General features: G+C 45.0%; 19 protein-coding genes. 7 read left to right on the forward strand and 12 right to left on the reverse strand.

Annotated features, from left to right (window positions below; translation table 11 throughout):
• Positions 1-457: hypothetical protein (locus K0A89_11485; GenBank protein MBW6519107.1), on the forward strand; the 457-nt coding region annotated here is incomplete at its 5' end.
• A gap of 87 nt (positions 458-544) precedes the next feature.
• Here the strand turns inward: K0A89_11485 and mtxX are convergent.
• Together mtxX and K0A89_11495 are read right to left on the reverse strand one after the other, a co-directional pair.
• On the reverse strand, positions 545-1,357 hold the full coding sequence (mtxX, locus tag K0A89_11490; GenBank protein MBW6519108.1) for a methanogenesis marker protein Mmp4/MtxX: 813 nt from the start codon (positions 1,355-1,357) through the stop codon (positions 545-547).
• A 17-nt stretch (positions 1,358-1,374) separates the two neighbouring features.
• Positions 1,375-2,775: a dihydroorotase gene (locus K0A89_11495; protein ID MBW6519109.1), complete on the reverse strand. Its 1,401-nt coding sequence runs from the start codon at positions 2,773-2,775 to the stop codon at positions 1,375-1,377.
• 211 nt (positions 2,776-2,986) lie between these two features.
• On the opposite strand from K0A89_11495, the gene phoU reads away from it, so the two are divergent.
• The 5 genes from phoU (at position 2,987) to K0A89_11520 (ending at position 6,704) form a co-directional block, all read left to right on the forward strand.
• The gene (gene phoU, locus K0A89_11500) at positions 2,987-3,646 is read left to right on the forward strand and encodes a phosphate signaling complex protein PhoU (GenBank protein ID MBW6519110.1); all 660 of its coding nucleotides are present in this window, start codon (positions 2,987-2,989) and stop codon (positions 3,644-3,646) included.
• Between the two features lie 13 nt (positions 3,647-3,659).
• Positions 3,660-4,700 (forward strand): inorganic phosphate transporter, encoded by a 1,041-nt coding sequence (locus tag K0A89_11505; GenBank protein ID MBW6519111.1) that lies wholly within the window; start codon positions 3,660-3,662, stop codon positions 4,698-4,700.
• Positions 4,700-5,389: a TIGR00153 family protein gene (locus tag K0A89_11510; protein ID MBW6519112.1), complete on the forward strand. Its 690-nt coding sequence runs from the start codon at positions 4,700-4,702 to the stop codon at positions 5,387-5,389. Before K0A89_11505 ends, K0A89_11510 begins: the two co-directional genes overlap by 1 nt.
• A gap of 56 nt (positions 5,390-5,445) precedes the next feature.
• Positions 5,446-6,336, forward strand: a complete 891-nt coding sequence (locus tag K0A89_11515) for a radical SAM protein (GenBank protein ID MBW6519113.1) — start codon at positions 5,446-5,448, stop codon at positions 6,334-6,336.
• 113 nt (positions 6,337-6,449) lie between these two features.
• Positions 6,450-6,704, forward strand: a complete 255-nt coding sequence (locus K0A89_11520; GenBank protein ID MBW6519114.1) for a hypothetical protein — start codon at positions 6,450-6,452, stop codon at positions 6,702-6,704.
• A gap of 161 nt (positions 6,705-6,865) precedes the next feature.
• On the opposite strand, the gene K0A89_11525 is transcribed toward K0A89_11520, so the two are convergent.
• The 3 genes from K0A89_11525 to K0A89_11535 all read right to left on the reverse strand — a co-directional run bounded on the left by K0A89_11525 (position 6,866) and on the right by K0A89_11535 (position 8,777).
• Positions 6,866-7,921 (reverse strand): hypothetical protein, encoded by a 1,056-nt coding sequence (locus tag K0A89_11525; protein ID MBW6519115.1) that lies wholly within the window; start codon positions 7,919-7,921, stop codon positions 6,866-6,868.
• A gap of 2 nt (positions 7,922-7,923) precedes the next feature.
• A complete protein-coding gene (locus tag K0A89_11530; protein MBW6519116.1) occupies positions 7,924-8,433 on the reverse strand; it encodes a hypothetical protein in 510 nt (169 codons plus the stop codon).
• Positions 8,434-8,522: 89 nt separating this feature from the next.
• The gene (locus tag K0A89_11535) at positions 8,523-8,777 is read right to left on the reverse strand and encodes a hypothetical protein (protein ID MBW6519117.1); all 255 of its coding nucleotides are present in this window, start codon (positions 8,775-8,777) and stop codon (positions 8,523-8,525) included.
• Between K0A89_11535 and K0A89_11540 the strand changes: the two genes are divergently transcribed.
• Entirely contained in the window at positions 8,755-8,937 is a 183-nt protein-coding gene (locus K0A89_11540; GenBank protein MBW6519118.1) for a hypothetical protein, read from the forward strand. The genes K0A89_11535 and K0A89_11540 overlap by 23 nt on opposite strands.
• A gap of 248 nt (positions 8,938-9,185) precedes the next feature.
• Here the strand turns inward: K0A89_11540 and K0A89_11545 are convergent, their stop codons facing one another.
• The 7 genes from K0A89_11545 to K0A89_11575 form a co-directional block, all read right to left on the reverse strand.
• Complete coding sequence (locus K0A89_11545; protein ID MBW6519119.1) at positions 9,186-10,142, reverse strand: glycoside hydrolase family 130 protein; 957 nt, start codon at positions 10,140-10,142, stop codon at positions 9,186-9,188.
• Positions 10,139-10,690: a flavin reductase family protein gene (locus K0A89_11550; GenBank protein ID MBW6519120.1), complete on the reverse strand. Its 552-nt coding sequence runs from the start codon at positions 10,688-10,690 to the stop codon at positions 10,139-10,141. The genes K0A89_11545 and K0A89_11550 overlap by 4 nt, the downstream gene beginning before the upstream one ends.
• Before the next feature lie 24 nt (positions 10,691-10,714).
• Complete coding sequence (locus K0A89_11555) at positions 10,715-12,055, reverse strand: glycosyltransferase (protein ID MBW6519121.1); 1,341 nt, start codon at positions 12,053-12,055, stop codon at positions 10,715-10,717.
• Between the two features lie 31 nt (positions 12,056-12,086).
• Entirely contained in the window at positions 12,087-12,752 is a 666-nt protein-coding gene (locus K0A89_11560) for a hypothetical protein (protein MBW6519122.1), read from the reverse strand.
• A 595-nt stretch (positions 12,753-13,347) separates the two neighbouring features.
• The gene (locus tag K0A89_11565; GenBank protein ID MBW6519123.1) at positions 13,348-14,280 is read right to left on the reverse strand and encodes a glycosidase; all 933 of its coding nucleotides are present in this window, start codon (positions 14,278-14,280) and stop codon (positions 13,348-13,350) included.
• A gap of 25 nt (positions 14,281-14,305) precedes the next feature.
• Complete coding sequence (locus K0A89_11570) at positions 14,306-15,538, reverse strand: glycosyltransferase (GenBank protein ID MBW6519124.1); 1,233 nt, start codon at positions 15,536-15,538, stop codon at positions 14,306-14,308.
• Positions 15,539-15,850: 312 nt separating this feature from the next.
• Positions 15,851-18,082 (reverse strand): glycosyltransferase family 4 protein, encoded by a 2,232-nt coding sequence (locus K0A89_11575; GenBank protein MBW6519125.1) that lies wholly within the window; start codon positions 18,080-18,082, stop codon positions 15,851-15,853.
• Positions 18,083-18,426 lie beyond the last annotated feature (344 nt).

The following is an 18,426-nucleotide window of genomic DNA, read 5'->3' on the forward strand; positions in this document are numbered from 1 at the left end:
TGGCACTTCCAACTTCAGTGCAGGACTGGTCGGCAGGCACATACCCAATGCTTCAGCTCCGCAGCAGCACAGTACCGCTAATCTGACAACGACGTATGCCGAGTGCTGGAATTGTCACAACAACAGTGTCAATAGCAGTGCGACCATGTGGCAGAACAACAGGTCACTTGTGTCCCATTACGGTACGAACAGCAGCCTGGTGGCAACGAACTCCAACGATACGGTTGACGAGTGTTACAACTGCCACGATAATTCTATAAACCAGTCCAAGTATGGAAATGCCCCCCAGACCGTGATGGCCTCCCAGATACAGTGTTACGAATGTCACAATGGTGACTGGCAGTTAGAGAGGAGATTACCGTTCCTGCCAAGGACGTGGGTCTTCTATTCATCAGAACCGGGAGACCTGCACAACCAGAAGATGGGAACGTATTGGGCGTGTTCAACGTGCCATTAACAGGAAAGTACAGGCAAAAGCTCGATATGTGGTGAGCGATTCACCACATATTATCTTATTTTTATAAGCAGCAAATGTCACTCAGAATTACTCATTTTTCATTGCCAGAGCCGAAGCCATCATGATAGCCTTAGTATAATGTCCACCCACCCTGCTGGTGTCCACAAACACCTTCTCCATCAAAACAGGTGCCCCATACCCGTACCCCCCTGCCACCAGTACCAGTGTCCTGAAAATCAAGTTTCCCGAGATACCGTCCGGTGCCAGGATAAAATCTGCCTCTCCGACGGCATCTTCGATAAGGATACCGTAATGTTTGACATCATACCCCTCATCTCCTGCCACCGTGGTCACATACTCGGCATCATCCAGTGTCTTATCCACGTAAGGGTCACGTCCCCTGTCCTCAAACCGTCCCCCTGACAATATACCGACTTTCGGCTCGATACCAAACCTGCGGATATGTTCTACTCCCCTTCGTAATAACTCAAGCTTTTGCTCACGCGTGCTCCCTTCATCTATACCCACGGGAGCCAGGAACATAGGAATTCCACCAGGGGTTTCCAATAATGCGATCCTGTACAGGTTTTTCATGTCCAGTATCTCTTTAAGGTACGAAAGTGTGGACGTGGCTGATAACGTACCCCTGACAGCACCATCAATATCACCTGAAGCCAGCAGCTCGACTAAAGTCCTGGTCGGTTCGTCTGAATGGATGACCTCGAGATGGGTGCCAATAGTATTGATCTTCCTGCTATCGCCCACCAGGAGCACATCAGCAAACTCCCCTGCCATGACCGCACTCTGCAAGAGTTTTGGTGTTACGCGTCCAATCCCCAGTGCTATCCTTGCATGGTTCTCCACCGCTTTTTTGTGAATATTTGAAATTATCCCACTCATCGTTACACCGGAAGTTGTTATCTTTCATCAATATTGCACAATGCAGCTGACTCTTCTTTGGGCTTTTCTTCAAATCCTGCACCGGGCAGGAAATTTCCCCTGCCTTTCTTTGCATGTATATCATCTTCCCAGATAACTTCCCCTCGTGAAATGGTTATCTCAGGGAATATACCTTCCATTCCTTCATACGGTGTCCAGCCTGCCTTACTGTGCAGCCGGTCAACATCGATCTCGGTGACCCTGGCTGTGTCCACGATCACCAGGTCGGCATCGAATCCTTTCCATATTGCACCTTTTTTATGTTTATCCAGTCCGAATATCATTGCCGGATTGGTACACATGACTTCTACCATCCTTGACAATGGAATCAGGTTGCGACGGACTGCCACCAGCATCAACGGCAGCATCGTTTCCACACCAGGTACCCCTGCCGGAGCGCTCCATATATCGGTCATCTTTTCACTTTCAGCATGAGGAGCATGGTCAGAAGCCACAATATCAATAGTCCCGTCATTCAATCCATTCCACAGGTACTGGAGACTTCGCCTTTTTCTCAGAGGCGGATTCATCTTTGCAAGAGTGCCCAGCCTGTCATAATCCTTATTTGACAACAACAGGTGATGCGGTGCCGCTTCGGCCGTGATCGTACCTCCGGATTCCCCGTAATCGCCGTACTTTGCACTGCGGATGATGCCTACTGCTTCCCGGGTGCTGATATGGCACAGGTGTGCCCTTGCCCCGAAAGCAATAGCATCCTCAATGGTGTTTGCAACAGCTATCGCTTCTGACAGGTTGGGCCGGCTCTTTGAATATGATTCAGGTGCCAGGTCACCCTTTGTCATTTTTCCGTATGATTCCAGTATTTCCTGGTCCTCAGCGTGAATGCAGGCAAGTGCCCCCATATCTCTGGTCAACTGCATTGCAGCCGACATGTGGTCACGGTCCACGGTCATGGAACCGGTGCTTTCCCCCAGGAATATCTCGCCAAAGGCAGTAACACCTGCTTTCCAGAGTGTATCGAGGTTATCCAGGTTGTGGTCCACTCCTCCGTTAATGCCAAAATCAACAATGGATCTGGAGGCTGCAGCTTCCCGTTTTGCACGGAACGAATCTTCATCCAGCGTAGGAGGTATGGTATTGGGATGGTCTAATACCGTTGTCACACCACCGGCAGCCGCGGCACAGGACCCGCTGAACCAGTCCTCCTTCCAGATCATACCAGGTTCCCTGAAGTGTACATGCACATCGATAATACCGGGTAGCACAAGCATGTTATGTGCATCTATCACCCTGTCAACACCGTTCAGCGGGATGATACGTGCCACCCGGGCAATTTTCCCGTCTTTGATTGCCAGTTCTGCTTCGATGATACGTCCCTGGTGGAATATACGGGCATTGGTAATGATCAGGTCAGGCATGGTGATGGTATATGTATTGATATATTATTAATGCAGATGTAATCATGCAGAGACCATATATATAGTAATATATAGATTATTGTGCTAATATTTATGTTCGGCCGGAATCAATAGGGGGACGAAAATATATGTAGTGTTTGAACGACCGAACGTTCGATCCAACGGTTAAAATGAAAACGTATATTCAGATGAATGCGTACATGGTGTAACTATGGCAGGTAAAGAAGAGGATACTATCAATGATATCAAACAGGATATCATTCATGACCTGGTAGAATTAGGGGAACATGTCAAAGTGTCAATTGACCGGGCGGTCATATCCCTGAAGGAACAGGATACCAGTATGGCTGACAAGGTCATAGGGAGTAAAAAAGAGATCAATGACATGGGTAATGCTATAGAGGATAAATGTACCAGAGGCATGACCCTTAAAGTATCACCGTTACAGCTCAGGACATTCAAAGGTATCCTGAAGATGATCATTGACCTGGAAAGTATATTTAGCCTGGCTGTTGAGATCTCATTGATCACAAAGGTCACGTATCTTACTCCCCATATTAAACCGCTGGTTGACATCCCAAGAATGTCTGACCAGCTGCAGGAGATGATGGACGGGAGTTTTGTGGCTTTAAAGAACCAGGACGTTGAACTGGCCAAAAGCACCGCATTAAAGGACAATGATATAGACGCACTTTTTGACCAGATACGCAGGGAACTCATCACATACATGATGGAAGACCCCAAAAAGATCACCAATGCATCCCACCTGACCTTTGTGGCGCGATACCTGGAGCGGATGGGAGACCATGTAAACAATTTATGCGAGAGTGTCGTATACATTGTCACCGGCGAGAAGGTAGACCTGAATTAAGTCGGTGAGATAAATGGAGATATTTGACCCTTTAATGCTGGCAGTTCTTATTGCCGGACTCTATATGGCCTGGAACATAGGTGCCAATGACCTCGCAAATTCAATGGGGACTTCTGTTGGGAGTGGCGCATTATCCATAAAGCAGGTTATTGTCATTGCAGGAACACTTGAACTGGTAGGTGCACTTTTTTTCGGGGAAAGAGTAACCAGCCGGATAGCCAAAGGTATCGTACCTATTGACCAGATAATGGCAGTGGACCCAAATATCGTCATTATGGGTTCCCTGGCAGCGATTCTTGCAGCTGGATTCTGGATCACTTTTGCCACATTTTACCATATGCCGGTTTCGACCACACATTCTATTGTGGGAGCAGTGACCGGGTTTGGCATTGTAACTACGTATTATCTTGACAGTTTTACTTTAGACCAGATCGAATGGCTGGTACTGGCAAAGATCGTGATCTCATGGATAACCTCTCCATTGCTTGGAGCTGCTATTGCGTTCATTATTTTCACCCTGATACGTTTCTTGTTGCTGGGGAAAGTGTCAGACCCTTATGGGCTCGAAAAGAAATTTGTATACATGCAAATACTTTCGGCATGCTTCGTGGCCTTCGCCCACGGCTCAAATGATGTTGCCAACGCGGTCGGTCCTATTTCGGCAGCCCTGGCAGCAGCAGATATCATCCCGTATGGAACGATTTCGGTATGGGTCCTTGCCATCGGTGGTCTGGGTATCATCCTGGGATTGGCCACATGGGGATGGAAGGTGATAGAGACTATTGGGAAAGGTATTACCGAACTGACCCCTACCAGGGGCTTTTCAGCCGAATTTGCCACCGCTCTGGTGGTTTTCGGTCATTCATACAGTTCTTTGCCCATATCCACTACCCATACTCTGGTAGGTGCTGTCGTGGGGGTAGGCCTGGCTGGAGGTCTCGCTGCGGTTGATTTAAGTGTAATCAGGAAAATAATCGTATCGTGGGTAATCACAGTACCTGTGGCTGCCCTGACGTCAGGAATACTGTTTGCCGTATTGATGGAGGTATTATAATGCCGATTGAATATATCAGGTCCGTGCTCGGGATTTTCGGGGAATCACCTTTTAAACCTGTGCACACCCATGCTGAAAAAGGCGTGGAGGCTGTTCATAAACTGAAACTGGCAGTGGATGCATATACCAGAGGTGATTTTTTGGAAGTGCAGACACTGAACACTGAGATATCAGCCATCGAATATGAAGCAGATATTGTCAAACAGGCCATACGCAAGCTGATACCAAGTTCGATGATGCTGCCGGTGGATCCGAATGACCTGCTTGCATTCCTGAAACCCCAGGATTCGATAGCTGACAATGCCCACCATACGGCATACTGGTTAACTATGAGGGAAACCGAACTCCCGCTGGAAATTAATGTAGGGCTGCTGGAATTGATGGAAAGGGTAGTTAAAACGGTCGATTCCTACGAGAATATGGTTGATGATATTGCCAAATTGCTGGAAACATCGTTTAGCAAGAAGGAGATAAAAAAGATATTGAAGAAAGTACCGATAGTAGAAGAACTGGAACATGAGGCAGACATCACCAAGAAACAACTCCAGCACACTATTTTTAAGTATGAAGCTGAACTGGGTAGTACCGGGGTGTTCTACATGATCAACCTGGTACGTGATCTGGGTAATATTGCAGATAGTGCAGGCACGGCAGGAGACCGTCTCAGGACTATGATACTGAGGCGATAAGTTAAAAAAATAAGAATATGGAGACACGGGCAAGCATGGACTTTGAACCATCCTACATGACCCTGGTTGAGAGCGGGGAGATCGACAACCGTATTGATAAATTATACGCCAGGCTTGAGGAATGTGATATCTGCCCGAGGAAGTGCGGCGTGAACAGGTTGCAGGGTGAGGTGGGATACTGCAAGGCTGATGCCAATCTCGTGGTGTCTTCAGCTCAGCCGCATTTCTGGGAAGAGGCACCCCTGGTAGGTCTTGGGGGTTCGGGTGCCATATTCCTGAGCAACTGCAACCTGCGGTGCGTATACTGCCAGAACTATGATATCAGTCACGGTGGGGAAGGTACGTCCATTACGCCCGAGCAGCTTGCAGACAGTATGCTATTTCTCCAGCGTGTGGGGTGCCACAATATCAACCTGGTCACACCTACGCATTATACTCCCCAGCTTGTCAGGAGCATTGCGATTGCTGCCCGTAAAGGTTTGAGGCTTCCTGTGGTTTATAATTGCGGTGGTTACGAAAGTGTGGAGATTTTGCAGTTGCTGGATGGCATTATTGATATCTATATGCCTGATATGAAATACGGTGATGCAGAGAGTGCAAAACTGTACAGCGACGCTCCTGATTATGTTGAGGTCTCAATGGATGCGGTACGTGAGATGCACGCCCAGGTGGGGGACCTTGTGGTCGAGATGGATATTGCCTGGCACGGGTTGTTGATACGCCATCTTTTGCTGCCCAATGAACTGGCTGGCAGTCTGAAAGTGCTTGAGTTCATTGCCGGCGAGATATCAAAGGATAGTTATGTGAATATCATGTTCCAGTACCGGCCCGCGTATGAAGCTTTTAAGTTCAAGGAGATAAGCCGTCCTCCCTTTGTGGAAGAGTATAATGCTGTGCTGGATATGGCCAGGGGGCTGGGTTTGCACAGGGGTTTCCCTGACAGGTGATGGTGCGTGCCGGATTTTCCGGAATGTATCGGTCACGTTTTTTTCCGGGAACAGGGCCGGGAATGGATGAGGGGAAGATAATCTCAAATAGATAATTGAATATCTATCTCACTATGGAATGGTATATCGTAGGTATTCTGGCCGCTTTGCTCACCACGTTTGGATTTGTCCCCCAGATCCTTAAAATGAAACATTCACGGTCTTCGAAGGACGTCAGTATTGTCACGTTATACCAGTTCAGCGCAGGTGTAATTCTGTGGGCACTCTATGGACTCCATATTCAGGACCATATCATTATTGCCGCTAATTCCATAACGTTGATCACATTGGTTGTGGCGATTGGTTTTTACCATCATTATGATGGGTAATGGTTCAGCTCTCTGGCCGTACAGAGGAGGAGCACGTCCCTGGTATTTCAGCGAGGGATGTAACCCTTTTACAGGGGCACTTTTTTCCAAACTTTCAAATGACCAACTGTTTCACCACTCGCCATAATTGAACTTATTCCCGGAAACACGCAGGTTGGTTTTCAAACCGACAGGTCCCGGATAGTTCTTACCATGAGGAATATCCCGAATGCTCCTCCGCCGAACCACATCAGGACCATTATTACCAGTCCGACACCTGCTGCGGTGAAAAATACAGACGCAAACGTAAATATCAACGAGAGGATGACCAGTTTTGTTAATGTTACCGGACGGTTAAGTTGTATGGTCTCAGGCAATGGTGATTTCCCTGACTTTTTTATATGCAGATACAGGAGCAAGAACAGGGCTGCATATATCATCCATATGGTCAATTGCGGTAGCAGTCCCGGTAGTATTTCAAGCTGTATCACCAAACCCATGGTCACATATAATAGGAACAATAGGGAAAGGATCACTTTGAACTCCTTATGAGAGGGAAGTAGCTGGCGCAGGGAATACTCTTCCCCTTTCGTGACCTTCCTCCACACGATAATTAACACAATAAGAAATCCTAACGTCGAAGCTCCTGACAACAGGGAAAGACCAGGATCTGGAGAGTTCCCGCTTTGCAGCATACCTGCCATAAACGCAAAAAGGGGTACAAGAAGATAGGACCTTCTGGAATTGAGCAGCTTTTTAGCTTTATCGGGCAGGCCGTTCACGATCTCGTTCGAATTGGATAACAGGTTCTCCCCGGCAAAGAGGGGGATGATGAATGCCCAGAACGGGTGCCAGAAGAGCACAAGTACGATAGATTCCACAACAGCGACCCCGCCAAACAGGAACAGGGGGTCTTTCCAGCTTGGACTCCATAACACTTTGGTGATATATGCCTCGTACATGCCAAAGATGGTCCCTGCCAGGAAAAGTGTATAGAAACGGGGCTTGCCGATGGTAAAAACGACGTAGCCCAGCACCAGGATATGAAGGGTATAGAGGGGCATTATCGCTATGATTCCCCAGGGATTGAAATACGGGAACATATCAGAACCTGAGACCACTTCTGCAAAGAAGACCGAGAAGGACCCCAGTATGAGCCAGGAGAATATTTTGGTTTTTCGTGTTGGCTGGTGTACATTTTGTTCGCTTATTGCTTCGTTTTCATTATCTTCTATCATTGTTACCATCCCCGTTCGGATGCTTCTTTCTTCAATGTGATCATAGCCTGCTTGTCTTTGCCTTCATACGTCCTGAGTCCAAGGGTTCCGAGGTATTCGGAAAATCCCCGGGAAGAGAAGCCATAATATCCTGTATACCGGATAACCTCTGATGCAGGGATATCATGGAGCCAGATGAAATTGACGAAGGCTACCTGTTCACTATGGTCGTCCCATGCGCTGAACATCTCTGTGATGAACTGGCTTTGCTTTTGTTGTGAACTTCCCAGGTATGGACTGGACGGGTAGCCGGCTTCTGAAATATAGATGGTCCTGTTGCTGTACACCGATGTTATTGCATCGAGGTCCCTGTGCACCACTGCGGGGTCCTGTACGCTAAAATTACGATTCAGGGGGTAGTACGTGACCGAAACGACATCACTGTGCTCGTTCATTGCCCGGGCTTCACTTTTCAGTATCCCTTCGAACATGATCTTGGTCGCTATGTTGACACCCGGTCTTGTACTTCTCACATGGGCACCTGTCTCTTCATAGAACCGGTTGTACTGCCTCCATTTTTCCGGGTCGTTCCCCAGATAGCCGTCTATCTCATTGCCGATATTTACGGATACGAGATCAATATCGGGGTGCGGGAGAAGACATAGTCCATGAGTTTGTTGTACCGTTCGATGACCTCGGGGTCATCAAGGTCCCTGTCCTTCAGGTCGGGTGGGGGGCGCAGGTTGTTGGTATCGATGGGGTTGATGCTCAGTGATATCTGCATGTTGTTGGCTGGGTAGAATTGGTTGGCGATATCCAGGTATTTATTCCCATAGTTCCCGGGAGAAGATTCTATGTCATCCCATGCTAACGACATTCCCACGACCTGGACACCCATTCCCTGTTCAATTTTAAAGGATTCTCCAAAGCCAAGAGCTCCTTCTGTTCATGCCAGTCCTAACAGGCGGTCGCCTTTTGCAAGACCAGGGGTGGTTCCTTCGGGGGGTTGTTCATCCAGGGTTTGGGGGGGTGTCTGAAGTGCAGCCGGCGGAGAGGAGGAGGAGGGATATTGCTAGGAGTGTGTAGAAGTAGGTACAGCCGTTTTTCATGTGTTTAGGGTCTGGCCTTGTTTTGTATATAGGCATTGTGCAGAGGGGGAAGTAGGGGGAGATGATGGGGGGTTCTTTCTTGTTTTAATTATGCGGTCTAAAGTAGGACACTGCCGAATAGTTACGACGTTTTTGAAATTAATAAGAGTATCCTATGCTTTTTTTTTTCTCATCCATCATATCGGTAATCTGGGATTATTAAGGCACAGATTCACCATTACATCGATTTGTGCCATTCCCATGCACATAACCTGATCTGCTCCACCCCAGTAAATTTTTACCGACCCGTCATCCTCTGCGATGGCTCCACAGGTAAAGACCACATTGGAAACATATCCTGCTACTTCCCATGGGTCCTCAGGCTGTAAGATCCAGTCATCTGCAACTCCTAAGATCTTTGAAGGATTATTCAGGTCATGGAGAGCCACGCCGAGGCGATAGATCCCACCGCTCATTGTAGAGAACACACCATGATAGATATGAAGCCATCCGTATTTGGTCTTAATAGGTGTTGCGCCCGGACCGATCTTCATCTCATCCCAATGATATTGCAGCGGACTCATCACTATTTTTGAGTGTCCCCAATGAATGAGGTCAGGGGAATAGGAGATCCAGATAGACCATGGAGCAATATGTGAATGAGGTCTGTCAAGCCGCACATATTGTCCATTAAATTTCTGGGGAAAAATCACCACATTACGCATATCGGTCTGAGATATTAGGGCCACTCGCTCCAGTTGCCGAAAATCATAGGTCTTGGCCAGGACAATTCGTACACCATATCTGGAATAGGCGCTATATGTAATCAGATATTCACCATCAATTGCACATATCCTGGGATCTTCCACACCATATTCTTCGTATTGAGCAAAGACTCCTTCCTTTGCGGGAGTTACAAACGGTTTGTCATGAACTGTAAACCGGAATCCATCAAGTGATTCCGCGATTCCTATAATGGAACGACCATTCCGCCTGTGGGATCTGAAAAGCATGATGTATCGATCATTATGCTTGACCATTCCTGCATTATGAACCGTTTCCACAGGGTAGGGAACATGTTCCTTTGTGAGAATTGGGTTTCCTTCATAGCGTTTAATATATTGGTTGTGTGATGGATTATCTGGCAGATTCATATTGTCAACTCCTTAACACCCAGGGGATGGGCGAAATAAGGCCCACCCATATGATGCAGGGTTTGAATGTTATTATTCAACTGAAGATGACTGTTGAAAGCATCTTCGTCTGCGCAAGCCGCCACCACTTCTCCAAGAAATATGGTGTGGTTCCCGGCATTCCAGGCATTTACCAGGCGGCATTCTATATGGCCCACACATTCTCTGATAAGGGGGCATGGAATTTTTTTGGCCGCCATCCTTGTCAACCCTGATCTTTTGAATTTATCTATTTCCCGGCCCGATTGACTTCCACACAGCAGAACTGTCTTGTATAACTGGATGGTGGGAAGGTTAACGCCAAAAGCTTTGCCCTGCGTGATCAATTCGTGGGAAAAACGTTCTGGAGCTACTGAAATAGCCAATCTCACAGGGTTGCCACTTGCTGGCATCTGCCAGGCCAAAGTCATTATATTATCCCGTTCCTCTGTCCCTGATGTGATCAGTACGGTCGGGCCGTGATTTATCAAATAATTGGCCTTTGTGATTGGAATTGAGCGCTTTTTCATACCTCTGGCCCCCTCAGTTTTTTATTATTCACGTCCAAAATCGTCTTCTATACGTTCGATATCGTCTTCACCGAAATACTCTCCTGTTTGGACTTCTATAAAGACCAGGTTATCCTGATCGAGGTTAGTTATCCGGTGCGAGGCACCTTTTGGGATCTCAATTGAATCTCCAGATTGAAGCTGGAACTCTCTATCATTCAGGCGTACCAGCCCGATTCCTTTGATTACGTACCAGTGTTCATCCCTTTGCCTGTGACGCTGGAGGGATAATCGTTTACCGGAATAGACATTAATACGTTTAACTTTACTATCGGACGATTCAGAAATAGTCTCATAGTATCCCCACGGCCGATGGTCTTCCCTTTTGCATTTCGATAAGATGATCTCGTAGGTCCTGATATAATCGTCCACCATTCTCTCAACAGAGAAACGTTCCTTGGCAATTTCCCTGCATCTCCTGCGCGAAATGCCAGGAATTTTATTCAATGCAATTACTGCTCCTTCGATATCATTAACCAGAAATCCATTCTCTCCTTCCTGAATCAGCTCGGGCATTGAACCCTTTTTATTTGCAATGATTGGTGTGCCACATGCCATTGATTCAACCACAGTAAGCCCGAAAGGCTCCTCAAAATGTATGGGGTGGAGCAAGGCGATAGCATTTGATAATAACGAAATTTTTACATCATTGTTCACATGGCCTTCATATGTTATCTGATCATTATCAATAAAGGGTTTTACCTCTGTCTCATAATAATGTTGGTCCTGAATGTACCCGGCAATACGAAGTCTCATACCTGCCGCTCTGGCGATTTCAATGGCTTCCCGAGCTCCCTTATCAGGATGGATACGTCCCAGAAATAAAATATAATCACCAGTTTTTTCATTGAAAGAAAATAAGTCAATATCAATACCGTGATGCACTGTGGCCATATAATCAAGGTGGGGAGATCGATCTGCATCGCTGATGGAAACATAAAAAACTGTCCCGTTATATTTCTGGTAAACAGGGAGGATCTTTGTTGATGAAAATCCGTGTATGGTTGTTACCACAGGGGTCTGAACCAGTCCGCTGTAGCTGAGTGGCAGGAAATCATAATGATTGTGGATAATATCGAATTCATCGGCATGCTCAAATAATTCTGAGATGTGAAGGCATTCCCAGACCTTAGGATCTAATTCCTTATCCTCCTCATACGGCCTTGGACTAACGGTATGAAGTTTCCCGGCTGTTTTAGAGTCTGCCGTTGCAAACAGAGTTACATCAAAACCCCGCTTCACCAGTCCCTCCGTAAGCAGGGATACGATAAGCTCCCATGGGCCATATTGCTTTGGCGGTGTACTCCAGGCAATGGGAGAGAGCATGGCTATTTTCATCTGAAACCCCACAAATCCTTTATCCCTTACATTCCGGGCACTGGAGTATGTAATCGATTACTTCTGACAATTTCGCGGTTGCCAGTGAGACACAGGTGTCTGCACATCCATAGTAAAGGCGGAGTTCGTCCTTTTCTACCACCCATCCACACGGAAAAACCACGTTATTTATATCACCTTCCAGTTCATACCATTCTCTGGGTCCGAAAATCCATTCATTGGACCTGCGCAGTACTTTTGTCGGGTCTTTGCGATCCAATAATGCAAGCCCAAGATGATATAAGTTCCCTGATGAGGTTTCTCGAACCCCATGATACAATATCAACCAGCCATCTTGAGTAAGCAAGGGCGGAGGGGAAAGACCAACTTTATTGGCATCCCACCAGCCACCTTTACGAGCATGAAGTAATATCTGATGATCACTCCAGTGTATCATGTCAGAAGAAAACGAAATCCAAATATGTGCACCCTGCTCAATTCCTTCTATTATTCTATGAGATGCTTCATCAGATTTGGCGGTCTTAATCTTTTTAATTTTATCAATACTTGCGCTTTCCATAGCCTCTAATATAAGCTCCCCGATAATTTCATCGCGAGCATATTTCGAAATGCCACGATGGAGCATAGCCCATTTACCATTGAATTTCATGGGAAATAGGGATGCATCTTTATCATTTGGAGGCATCCCTGGCCCCAATCTTTTAAATGAACGAAAGTCTTTTGTAGTGGCTATATTGACCTGAGGACCATTTTGGGAATACGCAGTATATACCACAAACCATTGTTGTTGTGCTTCAATATAGATGACCCGAGGATCTTCAATACCCCAGATCTCTTCCGGATAATTATCCGGATCTGGTTCAAAGGTAGGTTTTTTATCAATGTCCCAATTATCCATCCCATTATGGCTCCGGGCTACGGTCAAATGAGATATCCCGCTATGGTCCTCCACTCGAACCAGCAATATTGTGTAATCTCCGATTTTTGCTGCCCCGGGATTGAAAACAGAATGGGCAGGATAAGGCCAGTCCCTGGCTGACAAGATCGGATTCTTTTCATAACGCTGAAATAATTCTATATGTTCAGACATTTACGGCCACCTGCCTGACCAAGATTTCCTTCACAAGCCAGAGGGATATCATTTGCTGAAGCCTTTCTTTATTTATAGCAAAAACACTCCTTCTCATATCAGCGTATTGCAGTAATATAAAGTTTGTTTAAATGCTTAAGAGGTATCATGTCAATGTTCATTGAACCCATCATTATTGCTCCCCTGCGTATCACTGTTTTAAATATTCAAGGATGTCTGGTAATTTTGCTGTTGCAAGCGCTATAGATGTATCTGCACAGCCGTAATACATACGTATCTCACCATTCTCCTCAATCCATCCACAAGGGAAAACAACATCACTCACATCGCCTTCTCGTTCATACCACTCTTTGGGACCAAAAATCCAGTTGTCGGAACGATGCAATACCTTTGATGGATCTTCAAGATCCAACAGTGCCAGACCCAGACGATAAATTCCTCCTGAAATAGTTCTCCGAACCCCATGATACAATATCAGCCACCCTTCAGATGTGCGCAGGGGAGGTGGAGAGAGACCTATCTTATCAGCATCCCACCACCCGCCTTTGCGGGAATGAATCAAGATCTTATGATCACCCCAGTGTTTAAAGTCATAAGAATATGATATCCAGGTGTGTGCACCAACCCCGCCAAATGTAGAGACCGGTCGATGAATCATAGCCCATCGTCCATTGAATTTCACTGGAAACAATGCCGCATCCTTATCTTCCGGCGGCATTACAGCCCCTATCCGTTCAAACGTATGAAAGTCCCTGGTAGTGGCTATTGAGACTAAGGGACCACCCTCAGAATATGCAGTATAGACCACAGCCCACTGATTTATTTCTTCAATATAGGTGATACGCGGATCTTCGATACCCCAGATCTCTTCCGGATAGTTGGCAGGGTCAGGCATTAATGTAGGACTTGTATCGATCTCCCAGCCATCTACCCCATTGCGGCTTCTAGCAACAGTTAAATGAGAAAAACCACGATGGTCCTCTACTCGCACCAGCAGTAAAGTATGATCTTCGAATTTTATTGCTCCGGGATTGAAAACGGAATTGCAGGAATAGGGCCAATCAGCAGCAGTAAGGATGGGATTTTTTTTAGAGCGATGAAATACTTCATTCTTATTCAGCATTTCAAATACATATCTCCTTATATACTCAAAACTCGGGGGGAAGATTTACCTTTTCTCCGGTGGCTTTTACCTTATTCGCAAGCTCATATGCCTCATTGTACTGCCTGGCTATTACGTGCCAGGAAACTACATTGTTCAGATAGCGATCCAGGTTGCTGCTCATATTATGTCGAAGATCCTCATCACAGGCCAGGCGGATAACATTTTTCTTGAGCATTTCCCGGTTTGTGAACAAAAGTCCCCCTTCACTTATCAGCGTCTGGGATGTCAATCCCTCCAAGGGAGCTGTAGTAATATAAGGTTTGTTCAATGATATGACCCTGGCCAGTGTACCGGATTGTGTCTCATCGATGGATGGCAGTACAATAAAATCGCAAATGGCCATTATTTTATAATATAGTTCTCCTCTGGGAATGAATTCATAATAATGGGCAAGTCCCTTTTTTTCAAGTATTTCAATCTGTTGCTTATATCTCTCATAATCGTGTTTATGGTTTTCATCCCTCATGGTCCCGGCGGCAAGCAGGTCCCATTCCTGGCCTGTGCGGTCATATATCTCCTGAGCTATCTCTTCCCACATGTTGGTCAAAATGTCCCAACGTTTATTTGATTGTATCCAGCCTACCAAACCCACAATATGTTTACCTATGGACGGGTATTTGTTGAGACCGATCTCTTCATGTAACTCTGGTATCTTCATATTCATCCATTGCTTATCCGGCCTGGCGCCATGGGGAACTACCATTATGTTGGTGGGAGTTTTCCAGCCGTATCCTGAAAAAGTCCAGTCCAATCTCCATTTTTGATAGTTGCATTTAAACAGTACGACATCTGAGCGTTCGCACATCCTGTAAATAAAATTGGCTTCAAAATCCCGCAGCCTACCATGGACCGTATGGGGTTCAACCACGGTAGGATATTTGCCAATAGCGCCCAGCAGATCTAAAAACCCTTGGTTTTCGTCTCCTTTTCCTCTGGAATCACAATATTCATATAACCCGTATTCATGTTCCAGATGCACTACATAGGGGTCAAGTTCCTTCACTTTTTTATAAACAGGCTTCCACCAGTCATGTTTTGACATGTCAATAATGGGAAATACCCCTTCTCCCTCACCATCAGTGTGGCTGATGACTAGGACATCCCTGTCAGGATTTGCTTCCTGGATGAATTCCCTGGCCTCTTCACAGAATGTTGCGATACCACACAATCTGGGAGGATAACTGGATATCATGACAATAGGATTTTTTTTACTCATTTCAAAACCTTCGAACGTAAATAAATATGAGGAGATACATATGCCTATATATATTTTATTACCTAGAATTGAATCAATTCGTGATTCTAACTACTTAAAAGTATCCACCTTTTCTTTTCTTTCCTAACATTTGGAATGTTTTTTGAAAATTTTCGGTAGTTATGCCGAAAGTGTCGGGAAAGTCGATATTTCGAGGTATTTCAACCAGACCTAACATTTCAATATGGCAATGCATAGTGATTTACTGTGTCAATTTTCATACAATATTTCGATTTTTGTACTTTTCCGACAGTCTCATGCCATACTCATATTTTAATATCTGTTCAAAGAAAGCAAAGCCATGAGGAAACATACTAAAGATTCTGCACCCTGATTATCATTAATTCCGTGGGAGTCAAAACCGTCTGCCACAGCACCTGTATGAAAATCATATAAAGGGAGTCCTAAAAGATTTCGGCCCAGGAACCATTCAAATGCATAGTAAGCATTATGCAAGTATCGTTTATCACCAGTTATCTCATATGCGGTGACATAAGCCATGGTAAGATAGCCTGCTTCGATGGGTTGCTGACCAAACACTGCCTTCTCCTTGTTACTGGTATGCCATCCTTCATTCCCCACCATGTCAAAAAATGTGCCCTCCCGCTGGATATCAGTGAGAAATTCCAGAGTGGTGAGTCCAACTTTTTTATATATCGGATCATGGATGGCTTGAAATGCACATAACAAGGCTTCACATATTATTGCATTTCCATACGCCACTATTGGTTCAAACCAATTCCAGTCTTCAGTCTGATTTTCATTATATAATGCTATCAACTCATCAGATAACTTGATTAATATGCTTTTAATTTGGTCAGTATCATTATATTGCCTCTCTTCATATCGTTTCAGGGCCACACACAATCCGCAAATGGTATAGGCTTTTGCCCTGGGGGCATTGAGGTTTTCTAACATGGGTTCAGATTTTTCAATCATGCTATGAGCCAGGGCTCGCATTCCCTCTGTAGGCGCCCAACGAACTACATGGCCCAGTCCAAATATTGCACGACCTAATGTATCTTCACTTCCCTGTTCATCCATAAAGCTCCGATCATAATTCATAAAATTATGAAAATGACCATTCTCGGTCTGGGCATAATGTAAAAAACTGAGGTAAGTGGTCATTAACGGAAGGATATCTTGATTTGGTATTTGGTCATTGGTCAATACAGCCAGCCCTCGACCCACATCATCTGTAGAATAACCATGATTGCGATCTGGAATCCCGAATTTTGTATGTTGAAAAATCCCTACATCATCAGAAAGTAAATATAAGTGGTTTAGTTTGATTTCAGGTAAAGTGGCATGGAAAAAGGTAGGACTTTCAAGTCCCGTTTCAGCCACATCCATTTCCCACAGCTCAAATACATCGTTAAAAAGTTTAACATAATGTCGTCCGACTTCTTTCCAGATCATCTGTCTGCCAAATTTATATGCCTTTTTACGCATCAGTTGACATGTAGCAGGATCGTTCATAAAAGAGAGTAATGCCTGACTTAAGGCCTCTACATCCCCAAAATCAACCAATAAACCTCGCCCATCCGACAATACTTCCTGGGCATGCCAATATGGGGTTGAAATAATCGCCTTGCCCATACCAAGGGCATACGTTAAGGCCCCACTGACAATCTGTTCTCTATTAAGATAGGGGGAAACATAAATATCACTGGATATAATATAGTCACAAAGTTCATCAAGGGTCACATATCTATTGTGAAAAATGACGTTATTTACTAATCCCATATCCTGTACTTTGCGTTCAAGGGAAAGCCGGTATTTCTCCCCCTGCGATTTTTTCACTTCAGGATGGGTTGCACCTAATATGATATAGGTAATATTCGGATATTTTTCTACAACTGGTACAAGGGCATCAAGTAGAACTTCAATACCTTTACCCGGATTTAATAAACCAAAAGTTAAGATGACTATTCTCCCATCCAGGTTGCGTATTTTCTTATATCGATTATCATAAATAAAAGAAACATCCGGAACACCATGATAGATCAACTCTATCTTTTCCTCAGGAACTCCATAGACATCTTTCAAAATTTTTCTGCTCATCTCAGTCATTACTACCAGCTTATGGGAATAACGAATCAGTTCTTCCATAGATCTTCGATAATCAGGGTTTGGTTCCCTTATGATCGTATGCAGGGTAGTGATGATGGGTTTTTTTACGCGACTCAAAAGAGAAAAGAGATAATCTCCAGCTAGTCCACCATAAAGTCCGAATTCATGCTGCAGACTGACAATGTCAGTATTGGAAAGGTTTATGAAATCAGCAGCACGTTGATAATCAGGAAGGTGGTTTCGCTGTATCTCAAAGGCTACCTCTTCTGGATAATTATAACCCTCAGGGATATTGTTCATTGCAATAACACGATGACCATCAGATTTGGACTCCGTGACAATGGTATTATATAAATCATTCGTAAATGTAGCGATTCCACATTTTCTTGGGACGTAACTTCCAATAAATGTGGTATTCAATGATTTATTCATTCTTTTTATCACTCCATTTATAGTATTGTCGTCAGGTAAGATTACATTTTTCTAAGAAGTAACTTTAGATAAATCCTCGTCCTTTGAGGTAAAGTAAATCATGTATGCGCCTTTATATTGCGCCTGTATACCTTATCTTTTTTGGTATTTGTTTAGCCCATACACCCTACTTTCCGCACATCTCATTTGGCTTTTAATCGTATTTATTCCTGTTTACTTAGAATCAAGAATATTCGGTATAAACACTCAGAGGTATCTTTAATAAATCCAAAACAAATACCTGGACTTCATTCAGTTTTGGGTTGAACGTTTTGACCCGTACTCCATTATCAGTAAGATGGTGA

Source organism: ANME-2 cluster archaeon (genome assembly GCA_019429385.1).
In the GTDB taxonomy this organism is placed as follows: domain Archaea; phylum Halobacteriota; class Methanosarcinia; order Methanosarcinales; family Methanocomedenaceae; genus Methanocomedens_B.